The 14,491-nt window shown below is 71.1% G+C and carries 13 protein-coding genes; all 13 read left to right on the top strand.

Annotated features, from left to right (window positions below; genetic code table 11):
• Positions 1-5: 5 nt before the first annotated feature.
• The gene (locus EES41_RS40655) at positions 6-755 is read left to right on the top strand and encodes a DUF2306 domain-containing protein (protein WP_241197461.1); all 750 of its coding nucleotides are present in this window, start codon (positions 6-8) and stop codon (positions 753-755) included.
• 49 nt (positions 756-804) lie between these two features.
• Positions 805-1,587 carry an SDR family oxidoreductase gene (locus tag EES41_RS40650; RefSeq protein ID WP_123083539.1) on the top strand — a complete coding sequence of 261 codons (783 nt, stop codon included), beginning with the start codon at positions 805-807 and terminating at the stop codon, positions 1,585-1,587.
• A gap of 111 nt (positions 1,588-1,698) precedes the next feature.
• Positions 1,699-3,045: an FAD-binding oxidoreductase gene (locus EES41_RS40645; RefSeq protein WP_123083538.1), complete on the top strand. Its 1,347-nt coding sequence runs from the start codon at positions 1,699-1,701 to the stop codon at positions 3,043-3,045.
• Between the two features lie 29 nt (positions 3,046-3,074).
• Entirely contained in the window at positions 3,075-4,328 is a 1,254-nt protein-coding gene (locus EES41_RS40640) for an acyl-CoA dehydrogenase family protein (RefSeq protein WP_123083537.1), read from the top strand.
• On the top strand, positions 4,325-5,713 hold the full coding sequence (locus EES41_RS40635; RefSeq protein WP_123083536.1) for an FAD-binding oxidoreductase: 1,389 nt from the start codon (positions 4,325-4,327) through the stop codon (positions 5,711-5,713). The genes EES41_RS40640 and EES41_RS40635 overlap by 4 nt, the downstream gene beginning before the upstream one ends.
• 29 nt (positions 5,714-5,742) lie before the next feature.
• Positions 5,743-6,501 (top strand): tryptophan 2,3-dioxygenase, encoded by a 759-nt coding sequence (locus tag EES41_RS40630; protein WP_123083591.1) that lies wholly within the window; start codon positions 5,743-5,745, stop codon positions 6,499-6,501.
• A gap of 130 nt (positions 6,502-6,631) precedes the next feature.
• Complete coding sequence (locus EES41_RS40625; RefSeq protein WP_123083535.1) at positions 6,632-7,747, top strand: serine hydrolase domain-containing protein; 1,116 nt, start codon at positions 6,632-6,634, stop codon at positions 7,745-7,747.
• Between the two features lie 29 nt (positions 7,748-7,776).
• Positions 7,777-9,372: an MFS transporter gene (locus EES41_RS40620; RefSeq protein ID WP_123083534.1), complete on the top strand. Its 1,596-nt coding sequence runs from the start codon at positions 7,777-7,779 to the stop codon at positions 9,370-9,372.
• 184 nt (positions 9,373-9,556) lie between these two features.
• Positions 9,557-10,342 (top strand): indole-3-glycerol-phosphate synthase, encoded by a 786-nt coding sequence (locus tag EES41_RS40615; protein WP_123083533.1) that lies wholly within the window; start codon positions 9,557-9,559, stop codon positions 10,340-10,342.
• Positions 10,330-11,127: a tryptophan synthase subunit alpha gene (locus tag EES41_RS40610; RefSeq protein WP_123083532.1), complete on the top strand. Its 798-nt coding sequence runs from the start codon at positions 10,330-10,332 to the stop codon at positions 11,125-11,127. Before EES41_RS40615 ends, EES41_RS40610 begins: the two co-directional genes overlap by 13 nt.
• Positions 11,128-11,132: 5 nt before the next feature.
• Positions 11,133-12,917 (top strand): FAD-dependent monooxygenase, encoded by a 1,785-nt coding sequence (locus EES41_RS40605; protein WP_254211980.1) that lies wholly within the window; start codon positions 11,133-11,135, stop codon positions 12,915-12,917.
• Positions 12,892-14,190, top strand: coding sequence for a phenylacetate--CoA ligase family protein (locus EES41_RS40600; RefSeq protein WP_123083530.1), 1,299 nt, complete (start codon positions 12,892-12,894; stop codon positions 14,188-14,190). Before EES41_RS40605 ends, EES41_RS40600 begins: the two co-directional genes overlap by 26 nt.
• A complete protein-coding gene (locus EES41_RS40595; RefSeq protein ID WP_123083529.1) occupies positions 14,174-14,368 on the top strand; it encodes a DUF6052 family protein in 195 nt (64 codons plus the stop codon). The genes EES41_RS40600 and EES41_RS40595 overlap by 17 nt, the downstream gene beginning before the upstream one ends.
• The last annotated feature ends 123 nt before the right edge of the window (positions 14,369-14,491 follow it).

Here is a 14,491-nt window from a genome sequence, read left to right as displayed (position 1 = left end):
AATCCGTGGCACAGAACCTGCAGGTCGCCGAAGTTCCGGCGAGACCCACCGACGCCGCCCCGGCAGAGCCGGCCGCCCGCGCGCCGCAGCGGGGCACGGGCGCCGTTCCCGGCACCGGGACCACTCCCCCGTGGTGGCGCCAGGCATGGGTGATCCCGCTGGCCGTGGTCGTGTTCGCCTTCCTCATGTTCGTGTGGCCGCCCTACCTGGGACTCGACCCCAAGGCATCGCTGATACCGATCCGCCCCGACTCCCCGGCCCACTACCCGATGCTCGTCGCGCACATCGCGACCGGCACCATCGCCCTGCTGACGGTCGTCCTCCAGTTGTGGCCGTGGGTGCGCCGCAAGCACCCGAGGGTCCACCGGTGGGTGGGGCGCACGTACGTCTTCGCCGGTGTCCTCCCCTCCGCCGTGCTCGCGTTCCTCATCACCCCGCTGTCGGCGGGGCCCTCCGTAGGCACCACGCTGGGCGGGATCCTGTGGCTGGTCTCGACCGCCATGGGCACCTGGCGCGCGCTCCAGGGCAACGTCCGCTCGCACCGTCAGTGGATGCTCTACAGCTTCGCGTTCGCCATCAACATCGTGTGGGGTCGCGTGTTCGTGGTCCTGCTCCTGTCCCTCGGTGTGCAGGACCAGGCGGTGTGGGGGCAGATCACCGGTACGGCGCCGTGGCTGGGATGGGTGATCAACCTCTTCCTCGTCCAGTGGTGGCTGAACCGGACCGCCTCCCGGCCCGTCAGCGAGCTCATCTGACACCGCGTCCGTACCTGCTGTACGACCCCGACAAGAAGAAGGACGCATTGTGAGCGCACTCCTGCAGAACAAGGTCGTCGTGGTGTCCGGCGTGGGCCCGGGCCTCGGCCGGGCTCTCGCCCTGCGCGCCGCGCGCAACGGCGCGGACGTCGTCCTCGCGGCCCGGACCGAGTCGGTCCTCGCGGAGACGGCCGCCGAGGTCGAGGCGGCCGGCCGGCGTGCGCTGGCGGTGCCCACCGACATCACGGACGAGGCAGCCGCCCAGGCACTGGTCAAGACCGCCGTCGAGACCTTCGGCCGGGTGGACGGACTGGTCAACAATGCCTTCGCCGTACCGCCGATGGTCCCGCTGGCCGAGGTGGCGATCGAGGACGTGCGGGCCGGCTTCGAGACCAACGTGTACGCCGCCCTCCGCCTCACCCGCCTGTTCGCTCCCGCGCTCAGCGAGAGCAAGGGATCGGTCGCGATGATCAACTCGGTGGCCATCCGCCACTCCAAGCCCCTGTTCGGCACCTACAAGATGGCGAAGGCCAGTCTGCTGGCTCTCGCGCAGAGCCTGGCGAGCGAGCTGGGCCCGCAGGGCATCCGGGTCAACACCGTGGCCCCCGGCTACATCTGGGCGCCCGCCCTCCAGGGCTATTTCGCCTACCTTGCGGGTGAGCGGGGCGTCCCGGAGCAGCAGGTCTACGACGAGGTCGCCGCCGGGCTCGACCTGCGCCGCCTGCCCGAACCGGAGGAGATCGCCGACAGCGTGCTCTTCCTGCTGTCCGACCTGTCCCGGGCCGTCACCGGGCAGTGCCTGGACGTCAACGCCGGTGAATACCACCACTGAGGCGGCACGGGCCGCCGGGCCCAACCCCGCATTCTGAAAGACGCGTCGGTGCTCCGCCGCGTGCCAGGCTGAGGCCGCGCCCCGGCCGCTTCGATCCCCACAGGAGACTCCATGAATTCCGCTGCGGCAACCGCCTTGGCCGAGAGCGTCTCGGGCGCCGTCGTGCTGCCCGGAGACGGTGACTACGAGCAGGTCCGCAACGTCTTCTCGCACCAGGGCCAGCCCGAGCTCGTCGTCCGCTGCCTCAGCACCAGCGACGTCCAGCAGGCCGTCCGTTTCGCGCGTGAACAGCAGCTCAGGATCTCCGTGCGCAGCGGTGGTCACAGCAACGCCGGACTCAGCACGGACGAGGGCGGCATCGTCATCGACCTGTCCCTGCTGAACGGGATAGAACTGCTGGACTCCGAGAACCACCTCGTCCGGGTCGGCCCCGGTGCGACGTGGAGCGACGTCGCCGATCGCCTCCAGGAACACGGTCTGGCGTTCTCCTCCGGTGACACCACCAGCGTGGGCGTGGGCGGGCTGCTGCTCGGCGGCGGCATCGGCTGGCTTGTCCGCAGCAGCGGGCTGGCCCTCGACAACGTCGTCGCGGCCGAGGTCGTCACGGCCGACGGACGCGTGCTGTGGGCGAGCGCCGAGGACAACAGCGACCTCTTCTGGGCTCTGCGCGGAGGCGGCGGCAATTTCGGAATCGTGACCTCCTTCGAAATCACTGCCCGGCCCTGTGGCCTCGTCCACTTCGGCAGCATCAGCTACCCGGCCACGGAGGCGGCACAGGTCGTCAAGGGGTGGGCCCGCTACCTGCGCACCGCGCCCGACGAGCTGACGTCGCACGTCGCGCTGTTCCCCTCCTTCGGCGGCGACCCGGCTCCGGTGACGCTGCTCGTCTGCTACGCCGGCGACGACGCGGCTGCGGCGGACGCCGCGATCGCCCCGCTCCTGGAGCTCGGCACGGTCGAGAGCAAGGACGTCAACCTCGTGCCGTACCCGTCGGTGCTGGAGGTTCCGGGCGAGCTGCCGGGTGACTGGCAGCCCACCGTCCGCAACCGCTTCGTGCACACCGCCGACGACGAGTTCGTCGACACACTGCTCGACGGCGCCGCGTCCTTCGGCACGCTCTTCGTGGAGCTGCGCAGCCTCGGCGGCGCAGTCGGCCGCGTTCCCGCGCAGGCCACAGCGTTCGCCCACCGTGACGCCGAGCTGATGGTCAACACCGCCAAGCTGGGCACGCGCGAGGAGAACCTTGACGCCGGGGCGGCGCTCACCCGGTTCTGGGAGTCCCTGGCCCCGTACACGCGCGGCGCCTACAGCAACTTCCTGAGCGACCTCGACGCGGACGACCTGGCCGCGGTCTACCCGCCGCAGACTTACGCGCGCCTCCAAACGGTCAAGGACACGTACGACCCGGAGAACCTCTTCTCCCGCAACGTCAACGTCGCACCGTCGAACCGGGACTGACCAGCCGGCTCCGAAGGGACCCCCAAACAATGAGCACCGCAACCCTCCCCGCCGGCGTCGCCGCAGTGGCGCCGCCGGAGCCGGACCTCACCCCCGCCGAGGTCGTCGAGCGGGCCGAGACCCTCGCCCGCACGCTCGTCGCCCGTCAGGCCGAGACCGAGGAACGCACCTACTACGCGGCGGACACGCACGCGGAGTTCGCCCGGGCCGGCCTCTACCGGATCCTGGTCCCGCGCCGTTACGGCGGGTACGAGTTCGGTGTCGAAACGTTCATGCGCGTCGCCCAGGCGCTGGCGCGGGGCTGCCCCTCCACTGGCTGGATGTACACCCTTGGCGCCGCCCACGCGCTGGCGGTCGCCACCCTCTTCGGCGAGGACGCACAGGCCGAGATCTTCGCCGGCGGCGACTTCATCAGCCCGGCGACCATCACGCCCGTGGGCCGTGCCCGGCGGGACGCCGACGGCGGCTGGATCATCGACGGGACCTTCCCCTACTGCTCGGGCGCTCCGTACGCGACCCACTTCATCGGCCACACGACCGTGGAGAGCGAGGACGGCGGCGAACCGCAGCTGCTGCTGTTCATCGCGCCCCGCAGCGAGTGGACGCTGGTGGACGACTGGGGCCGCCAGCTCGGTCTCAAGGGCAGCGGCTCGCACAGCATCACGTTCGAAGGCGGCCGGATTCCGGCCCACTTCGCCTTCGAGGGCAGGCACCTCAGCGAGGTCGACGTCACCGCGGGCACTCCCGGACGCGACCTGCACGGCAACCCCGAGTACGGCGGCGGCCCGCTGAGCTCGATGCTGCTCGAGTCCGCTTCGCTCGCGGTTGGCATGGCACAGGGCGCGCTGGACGCGTACGAGGACCTGATGCGCACCCGCACGACCATCTTCACCCAGGTGGTCCGGGCCGAGGACCCCGACTACCAGCTCTGGTACGGGCAGGCCGCCGGAATGATCGCGACCGCCGATGCCGCCGTGCGCGAGGCGGCCCGTCAGTGGAGCCTGACCTGCGCCCGGGGCCCCGAGGCGTTCACCCGCGAAGAGGACCTGCGCCTGGCCACCATCTGCCGTGAGGTGGTGAAGCTGGCCTGGCACGCGGTGGAGGGCCACCTCTTCCCCACCGCGGGATCCGCCTCGGTGCGCGCCGGTGAGCGCATCGAGCGCGTCTGGCGGGACATGTCGACCCTGCACAGCCACGCGGGAATCGGCGTACTGCTGCCGAGCGTGGCCACCCGTGAGTACTCCCGCGTGCGGTTCGGCGTGGCGCAGGAAACCCACGCATGACCGCGGCCACCGGGGACCGGCTCGTACTCGCCCGGCCGGGTAGCCCCGAGTACGACGTCGCCACACAGGTGTTCAACGAGGCGGCTCCGGCGCGTCCGGCTGCCGCCGTGACCGCGCGCAGCGTCGGCGACGTGCAGGCCGCCGTCGCACAGGCCACGCGTCTGGGCCTGCCGGTGCGCGTCCACGCCACCGGGCACTCCGCGGGCGCCGCCGGGTCAATGGACGGCAGCCTGCTCGTGCGCACCCGGCTGTCCGGCGGCGTCGTGGTCGACCCGGAGCGCCGGGTGGCCCGGGTCCCCGCCGGCAGCACCTGGTCCGAGGTCGTCGCGGCGGCCGCGCAGCACGGGCTGGCGGCACCGCACGGCACCTCACCCTCCGTGGGGGTCACCGGATACCTGCTGCGGGGCGGCGTGAGTTTCTACAGCCGTCGGATCGGGCTGGCCTCCAACAGCGTCGTCGCCATCGAGCTCGTCACGGCCGACGGCGAGCTGCGCCGGGTGGACGCCTCCCACGACCCCGAGCTGTTCTGGGCACTGCGCGGCGGGGGCGGAGGCTTCGGCATCGTGACCGCGGTGGAGTTCCGGCTCTTCCCCGCGGCCGCCGTCGTCACGGGAGCCGCGCTCTGGTCTGGGCGGTACGCCGAGCGGTTGCTGGACCTGTGGCGCACCTGGGCTCAAGGAGCCCCCCGTGAGGCCGGGACCTCGTTCCGGATCATGAACCTGCCTGCGATCCCGGAGATCCCCGCGGAGCTCACGGCCGGCCCCGTCGTCTGTGTCGCCGGTGCCGTCCTCGCGCCCGGCGAGGCCGATGAGGCGGCTGCCCTGCGGTACGCCGAGGACCTGCTCGGCCCCCTGCGCGAGTGCGCCCGCCCCCTTGAGGACACGTGGCGGCCCGGCGGACCCACCGATGTCCCCCTGGCCCACATGGACCCGCCCGGTCCCGTCAATGTCCTGGGCGACCACATGCTCCTCACCGAGCTGGGTGACACCGGGGCCGCCGCGTTCCTCCGAGCGGCCGGGCCCGGGTCGCGATCGCCGCTGGTGGCCGCCGAACTGCGCCAGCTCGGCGGCGCCCTGGCCGAGCCTGACCCGACGGGCGGCGCGCTGAACCACCTCGGCGCCGCGTACGCCTACATGGGCGCCGGTCTGCCAGAACTGCAGCCCGCTGAGCGGATCCTCGGCCACTTGGCCGGCCTGCGCAGCGCACTCGGCCCATGGGACACCGGCCGGACCGCGCCCACCTTCGTGGAGGGCGCCGGTCAGCCCCAGGGCCACCTCGACTACGGCGATCTCGCCACCGTCGGCCGCATCCGCGACCGCGTCGACCCCACCTGCCTGTTCCGGGAGGACGTCATGCCCCACCCGACGGGAGCGGGATCCCGGTGAGCGCAACGACCGTGGCCGCCGCGCCGCCCATGACGTACGGGTCCTACCTCGCCCTGGACAAGATCCTCGATGCGCAGGATCCACGCACCGACGCGCACGAAGAGCTGCTCTTCATCATCGTCCACCAGGCGCACGAGCTGTGGTTCAAGCAGATTCTCGCCGAGTTCGCACTGCTGCGCCGCTCCCTGGTCGACGGGGACACCGCGCGCGCCCAGCACGCACTGCACCGAGCGGCAGTGATCCTGCGCGTGGTGATCGGACACCTCGATGTCCTGGAGACGATGACACCCGGGCAGTTCAGCGCGTTCCGTCACGCGCTGGACGGCAGCGGGTTCCAGTCGGCTCAGTTCCGTGAGATCGAAGCCGCTCTGGGCCGACGCGACGACGAGGTCTTGAGGCGCTACCCGCCGGGCAGCGAACGCGCGCGGCTCGAAATCGCGATGAACACCCCGTCGGTGTTCGACAGCTACCTCTCCTATCTGGTCCTGAACGGCTACCGGATCCCGCCGGAGGTGCGAGACCGGGACGTCTCGAAGCCGCTTGAGGAGAGCGAGGGACTGGAGGCGGCGCTGCGCGCGGTCTACGAGGAGAACGGCCTGGCCGCGCGGCTCGCGGAAGGCCTGCTCGACATCGACCAGCTGCTGCAGGAATGGCGCTATCGGCACGTGACGATGGTGACGCGAACCATCGGGGGGAAGGCCGGCACCGGGGGCACCTCGGGAGCCGCCTACCTGCGCGCCGGTCTCTTCAATCCCATGTTTCCCTACTTGTGGACGGTACGGAACTGAAGCGCGCGCCCGAACGGGCGCGAGTGACAGTCCGGGGAGCGCCGGTCCCGCAAAGGAGAACCAGGGCCTGCCGCGCGTCCACACCCCCACCGTACCGAGCCCTGGTCAACCCTCCCGGCAAGGAAGACACATGAGCGACATTCAGAAGCAGGTCCAGGAAACCCTCGACGCACTGGTCGACTCGGGGGCCGAGCTCGGCCTCCAGGCTGCCGTATACGTGGACGGCGAACTGGTCGTCGACGCGGTGGCGGGCGTCGCCGACCCGGCGGACGGCCGGCCGGTCGAGTCGGACACCCCGTTCTACAGCGCTTCGACGGCCAAGGGTGTGACGGCGACGGTCGTCCATGTGCTCGTCGAGCGCGGCCTGTTCAGCTACGACACCCCGATCGCCGAGCTGTGGCCGGAGTTCGCGGTCCACGGCAAGGCCGGTGCCACCGTGCGCCACGCTCTCACTCACACGGCGGGCGTGCCTGGCATGCCCGCCGACGTGACCCACGAGGACCTCACCGACTGGGACAAGATGACGGCGGCGGTGGCCGGCGCCGAGCCGTGGTGGGAGCCCGGCACGCAGACCGGTTACCACGCCTTCACCTACGGCTGGTTGCTGGGCGAGATCGTCCGTCGCTCGACGGGCAAGCCGATCTCGCAGGTGCTGCGCGAGGACGTCGCCGGTCCGCTCGGTGTGGCCGAGGAACTCTTCTTCGGTGTCCCGGAGTCCGCCTTGGGACGTGTGGCCAGGCTGGAGGACGCGCCGATGGACCCGAACGCCTTCGGAGCCTTCCCCGAGGACTTCCCGCTGTTCAAGGCATCTCCGCCGCAGGTGATGCCGAACGCCGGGTACGGGAACCGGTCGGACATCCTCACGGCTGACATCCCGGCCGGCGGCACCATGTCGGCGCGCGCCGTCGCGCGGATGTACGCCGCCCTGCTCGGCGAGGTCGACGGGGTCCGCCTGGTCTCCGAAGAGCGGTTGCGCGAGATCTCCTCCGTGGCGTTCGAAGGCGTAGACCAGGTGTTCGGCATGCCCACGGTCTGGGGCCTCGGCTACAGCCTCGGCCGCCCGGGCCTGGACCCGAAGGACTCTCTCGACGTCTTCGGCGCGGTCGGCATGGGCGGCAGCGCAGGCTACGCCGACACCACCACGAAGGTCGCGTTCGCCCTGACCAAGAACCGTTTCAACCCGGCGGACGCCAGTGCCGTCGAGCAGGTCGGCGCGATCGTCGCGTCGGCCGTCTCCGCGGGCTGAGCCGCAGCCGGACGAGTAGAGGAAGTGTCATGAAGGACATGCCCATGACGTCGACGGGCCTTCGGGCCGGCCGACGCGAGTGGATCGGCCTCGCGGTCCTGGCGCTGCCGACCCTGCTGATCGCCCTCGACATAGGTGTGCTCTTCCTGGCACTGCCTCACCTGACGGAAGACCTCGGCACGAGCGCCACCGAGCAGCTGTGGATCACTGACATCTACGGGTTCATGCTCGCCGGCTTCCTCATCACCATGGGGAAGCTGGGTGACCGCATCGGCCGCCGCAGGCTGCTGATGATCGGTGGGGCGGCCTTCGGCATCGCCTCGGTCGTGGCCGCGTACGCGGGCACTCCGTGGATGCTGATCGCCGCCCGCGCGCTGCTCGGCATCGCCGGCGCGACGCTCAACCCCTCGACGCTGGCACTGATCAGCAACATGTTCCGTGACGACCGGCAGCGGGGCCTGGCCATCTCGCTGTGGGCGGCCTGCCAGTTCGGCGGAGCGGCTCTGGGGCCGGCCATCGGCGGACTGATGCTCAAGCACTTCTGGTGGGGCTCGGTCTTCCTGCTGGGCGTACCGGTGATGCTGGTCCTCCTCGTGGCCGCGCCGCGACTCCTGCCGGAGTACCGCAACGAGCGGGCCTCGGAGCTGGACCTGGTGAGCGTGGCGCTGTCGCTGTCGGCCCTGCTGCCCATCGTCTACGGCATCAAGGAGCTGGCCGCCGGCGACGCCGAAACGCCCACGGTGGCGCTGCTCGCGCTGGCCGTGGGCGCGGCGAGCGCACTCGCCTTCGTCCGCCGCCAGCGCCGCATCGACGACCCCTTGGTCGACTTGCGCCTGTTCGGGCGTCCGGCGTTCAGCATCGCGCTCGCAGCCATGGCCCTGGCCTCCGGCTCCTTCGCCGGCACCTCGTTCCTGACGAGCCAGTACATCCAGAGCGTGGCGGGACTCACCCCGGCCGAGGCCGGCCTGTGGCAGGCCCCGACGGGCGGTGGCATCGCGGCTGGCGTTCTGATGGCCCCCCTGTTCGTCCGATGGGTCAAGCCCCTCACCGCCATGGTCGGCGGGCTGGCCGTGTCCACGGCCGGACTACTGGTCCTCGCCCTGGTCGGCAGCGGGTCGGGGGTGGCCGTCGTCGTGGTGGGCGTCGCTCTGGTCGCCTTCGGTGTCGGTCCCCTGTTCGGTCTGGGCACCGGGCTGGTGGTCGGCTCCGTGCCCGTCGAGAAGGCCGGTTCGGCGGCCTCGCTGTCCGAGAGCAGCAATGTCCTCGGCTCGACGCTGGGCCTGGCCCTGCTGGGCACGGTGGGTACCGCCGTCTACCGCGACCTCATGTCCGCCGACCTCCCGGACGGGCTGACCTCCCACGCCGCCGACACCGCCCGGGAGACGCTGGCCGGCGCCGCCGTGGCCGCCGACACCCTGCCCGGCCTGACGGGACAATCGCTGCTGGACACGGCACGCGACGCCTTCACCAGCGGGCTCAACACGGTGGCCGGCGTCTCGGCCGCCATCGTGGCCACACTCGCCGTCCTGCTCGGGACAACGCTGCGCGAGCGCCGCGCCCCACAAGCCAAGGCCGGACCCGACACAGCCGTCACCGCCACCGACGCGGAAACCACCCGGGCCTGACACCGACCGCCGGTCACACAAGGGGGGTACGGCTACTGTCGTACCCCCCGTGGCGTTGTCCACGTCCTCCCGTTTGCACACCGCATTTCAAGAGATGCACCGTGTTGGGGCGCCGAGTGACGATCTCTGGCAAGAGGTGCCGGGAGACGGACACACGGCGCCGACAGACTGACAGGGGCGCGCGATGGCGGGGACACTCAGGAACGAAGGCAGGCCCCCGGCCCAGCCGGGCACCGCACCTGGTGTCGCCCTCGTCCGGCCGCCCGCCCGGTCCTTCACCGAGACCCTCACGACTGCCCGGAGGGAAGGACGCGCGGCGCTGATCGTCGACGTGAAGTGCCGCTCCCCCCGCGACGGAGAGTTGATACCCGACGCCGGGCTTGAGAACTACGTGCGGGAGCTGCTCGACGCGGGGGTGGACGCGCTCGCCACGGTCACCGAGCCCGTGTACTTCGGCGGGAGCCTTGGCACCGCCCGCCGCATCCGCGCCCTCTCCGGAGTTCCGCTGATGCGCAAGGAATTCTTCACCTCCGTCGGCCAGATCGACGAATCGCATGCCCTGGGCTTCGACGCCGTCCATCTGACCCTGCGGACCATCGGCGACATCGGTCTCGTCACCGAGATGCAAGCCCGCGCCGTGGCGTTGGGCATCGAGCCCGTCATCGGGGTGCACACGCACGAGGAGGCGGAGCAAGCTGTCGCCCTCGGCGCCCGGGTGGTGGGCCTGAACAACCGGGACATCAGAGCCCTGGAGCTCGACGAGGGCACGGTCAGCCACAGCGAGTCGGTCACCGCGCTGCTACCGCCCGAGATCCTCGTCATCTCGGAGAGCGGCCTGCACACACCCGAGGACGTGGCACGAGCGGCACAGGCCGGCGCGGACGCCGTGCTGATCGGCACCGCCGTGGCCAAGAACCCCCATCCCGCCGCGTTCCTGCGGGCCCTGGAAGGGGCGGCATGGCGGCGGTAGACCGACTGGCCGTCCAGCTGCGGACCGCCGGCGCCGAGGACCGTGCCCTGCTGGTCCTTTACCTGACGTACGCGCCCGACTGCTCTCCCGTCGAACTCGCCCTGGCCGCTATCGAAGCGGGCGCCGACATCCTCGAACTGGGCATCCCGACGCCCTCGGCACGCCCGCGCGGTGCGGAGATGCGCGGCTCGTACGAGCGGGCGCGGGGCTCCTCGACGGAAGAGGCGTGGGAAGTGTTCCACCAGGTGCGCGAGGCTGCGCCCCAAACCCCGCTTCTCCCCCTCGTGTACCCCGAGACCGTCGCCGACCTGGGCTGGGACGCGATGCTGAACGAGGCTGCCGCGGCCGGCGCCGACGGCGTGGTGCTCACCCGGCCCTGGCACGACGACGGCTTGGAGAAGGTCGCCTCGTCCGGGCTGAGCGCCGTGCCGGTGATCCCCGTTTCCGCCGGCCCGGCCGAGGTGGCCCGGGCTGAGGCCTCCGCCGCGCACCTGACCTATCGGGCGCTGCTGGACCGTACCGGCGACCAGCTGGAGCTCGGCAGCGCGCAGCGGCTTGCGCGGGGGCTCGCCTCGACCGCCACCAAACCGTTTCTCGTGGGTTTCGGCGTCAGCTCCGCGCGGGAGGTCTCGGCCCTGGCACCGCATGCGGCCGGAGTGGTGGTCGGCAGCGAACTGATCAGAGTGATACGGACGTCCGCCGTCGGCGACCGGCCGAAGGCACTGGCCGCCGCGGTGCGCTCCTGGAAGAGCGCCGCCGGGGCACCCCGGGCGAAGGAGTTGTGACCGACATGCGAGTGGACATCATCGGCGGCGGCCCCGGCGGGCTCCTGACCGCTGTCCTCCTGCGCCGCCTCGGCGTCGCCGACGACGTGCGGGTGTTCGAGCGGCACGAGGCCGACACGACGTACGGCTGGGGTGTCGTGTTCCCCGAGGGGGCGCTGGACCAACTGGCGAAGGCGGCCCCCGACATCCACGCGGCGGTCGTCGCAGCCGGTACCACGTGGACGCATGTCGACGTACGGCACCAGGGGTTCAGGCGCCGGGTCAACGGGAATCGCTTCCACGGGATCGCCCGCGCCACCCTGCTCGGCATCCTGCAGCGTGCTGCCGCCGAGGCGGGAGCCCGGCTGACGTTCGGGCACGCGGTCGAGAGCCTCGACGCTCACGAGGGGGCCGACTTGATCGTGGGCGCCGACGGGGTGCGCTCCGTCGTTCGGGAAGCGCACCGGGACCGCTTCCTGCCTGAGGTCAAGGAGTCGGAGTTCGTCTACGCGTGGTTCGGCACCGAGCGGGTCTTCGACGACTTCACCTACGTCTTCCGTGACACGCCCTGGGGCATCTTCCGGGCCTACGTCTACCCGTCCGGCCAGCCGTGGAGCTCGCTGATCGTCCACGCGTCGCCCGAGGCGTGGGAGAAGTCGGGACTGTCCGGCATGGACGAGGCGGCGTCGGCCCGTCTGTGCGAGCAGATCTTCGCGCAGGACCTGGAGGGAGCGCCGATCCTGTCGAAGGGCTCTCCGTGGATGCGCTTCCCCCACCTGAGCTGCGCGACGTGGCACCACGACAACATCGTGCTGATCGGCGACGCCGCCCACACGGCGCACTGGTCGATCGGATCCGGTACCCGGCTCGCCGTCGAGGACGCCATCGTCCTCGCCGGAGAACTGGCCACGCGTCAGGACACGCTCACCGGCGCGCTCGCGCGGTTCGAGGAGGTCCGTCGGCCGCAGGTGCGGAAGTTCCAGACGGCCGCACGTCGTTCCGAGCGGTACTTCGAGAAGATGCCGCGCTATCTCAACTTCGAGCCGGACCAGTTCGCCTACCAGCTGACGGCCCGCTCCTGGAAGATCACCCACTCGGACATCGCACGCCGAGACCCGGAGTTCATCGCGCGATACGACGGCTGGTTCCACAGCCGGGCAGCGGGAACCCCGGTCGAGGTGGCCCCGTCGCCAGCCTTCGCCCCGCTGCGTGTGGGCCCCCTCGTGCTGCCCAACCGCATCGTCAGCCTGACCGGCGCCCGAGGTGCCGGCCTGTCGCTCGTCACCGCCTCGGACCTCCACAACCTCCCCGCCGCGCCGGATGGTGGCAACCCGGCCGGTCTGCGCGTGCCCGTTTTGGACGGGCCGGAGGAGTACTCCGGCCTCGCCGAGCGGGCCCTGGCCGCGGGGTACGCCATGGTCGTGATGGACCTCGGCCATGACACGGAGGCCGGACTGACCGCTCTGAAGGGGCTGCGCGGGCACTGGCCCGCGGACCGCCCCGTGGCGGTCGCGCTGCCCGCGCCGCGCGCGACCGACGACGCCGGCGAGGCGCTCGACGCCGCCGAACTGGTGGAGCTCGCCGGCCGGCTGGCCACAGCGGGATCCGACGCACTGCTCGTGGACGGGGTCCCGCTCGCGGACGCCCTCCGCAACGAAGCCCGCATCACGGTTCTGGTAGACGCCGCCTCCCGCAGCCGTGACGACGTCGACACGGTCGTCGCGGCGGGATGGGCGGACGCCTGTGTGCTGCATCCGATGGCTCCCAAGCTGGTGGAGAGGGAAAGTGGAGTACTGGAACAAGAAGACTGAGACGATGCCGCGCCAGGACCTGTTGGCCTGGCAGTGGCGCAAACTCAGCCGAGCCCTGGATCACGCCCGGGAGAACTCGCCCTTCTGGGCCGAGCGCCTGCCGGCCGACATCACGTCGCAGGAGGAGTACTTCGAGCGCGTCCCGCTGCTCTACAAGGCCGACATCACCGCGGCCCAGCAGCTGGCCCCGCCCTACGGCACGCTGCCTTCCGTCGATCCCTCACTGGCCATCCGCCACCATCAGACGAGCGGGACCAGCGGCGCCCCGCCGGTGCGCACCTTCGACACGGCGCGTGACTGGACGTGGGGTGCGGACATGTGGTGCACCGCCCTGTACGGAATGGGTGCGCGCCCCCAGCACCGGGCGATGCTCGCCTTCGGCTACGGCCTGTTCATCGGCTTCTGGGGAATGCACTACGGGCTGGAGCGGCTGGGCGCCACCGTGGTGCCCACCGGCTCCATGGACTCCAAGAGCAGGATCAGGCTGCTCATCGAACAGCAGATCGAGTTCCTCGCCTGCACGCCGACCTACGCCCTGCGTCTGATCGAGACCGCCCGGGACATGGGCATCGACCTCGCCCGCGAAGCCAACGTCAAGGTACTGGTGGCGGCGGCCGAACCCCGTCCGGAGAAGACGGACCGGGCCATCGCGCGGGCTTTCGGATCGCCGGTCTACAACGTCGCGGGCATGACCGAGCTCGGCACTCTGAACATGTTCGAGTGTCCGGCCCGTCCCGGCGCCAACCACATCCTCGAAACCGGGGTGATCGAAGAGGTCCTGCACCCCGAGACGAAGCGGCCCGTCGCCTACGGCGAGCAGGGCGTCCGCGTGATGACGGGCCTCGGCCGGGAAGGCATCCAGATCTTCCGCTACTGGACCGACGACCTGGTGGTAAAGCGGCCCTGGCACGAATGCGGCTGCGGCCGGACGTGGGACTGGTTCGACCGAGGCATCCTCGGACGCACCGACGAGATGCGCAAGATCCGCGGTGTCTCCATCACCCCCGTGATGGTGGAGGACATCATGCGCGGCTTCGGCGAGATCAGCGAGTTCCAGACGGCGCTGCGCACGGACCGCGGGCTGGACACCGTCGTCATCCAGGTGGAGCCCCGCGATGTCCCGGGCCTCGACACCACCGCGCTCGGCGCGCGCATCAGCGCCGAGATGAAGGAGCAGATCGGTCTCCGGCCCGAGGTCGAACTGGTGGCTCCCGGCAGTCTCCCCCGATTCGAAGTGAAGGCGAAGAGGTTCCGCGATGAACGGGCAAGCTGAACTGACCGCGTGGCAGGAGCAGGAGCTCAAAGACTCCTACGCACGACTGCTCCGGCTGGCCGACACGGTTGAGGTCCCGGGTGTGCTCGCTGCGGTGCGGTCCGCTCTCGCCGAACTCCACGCGGCGTTGGAGGGCCAGGCTCTGGAGTTCGCGTTCCACTCCCGCGACTGGGCCTGACCCACCGCTCGGGTCCCCGAACCCGAGCGGTGACAGCCCGCGCGCAGGGCGGCGTCCCCCGCCCTGCTTCCGCCTGCCCTCAACTCCCCAGAACAGCAAGCCAGAAGGTGCGCGGCCTCCCTG

The organism is Streptomyces sp. ADI95-16 (assembly GCF_003721495.1).
Lineage (GTDB): Bacteria > Actinomycetota > Actinomycetes > Streptomycetales > Streptomycetaceae > Streptomyces > Streptomyces goshikiensis.
The sequence above is the reverse complement of the archived record's forward strand: the minus strand, read 5'-3'. Positions and strand labels throughout refer to the sequence as shown.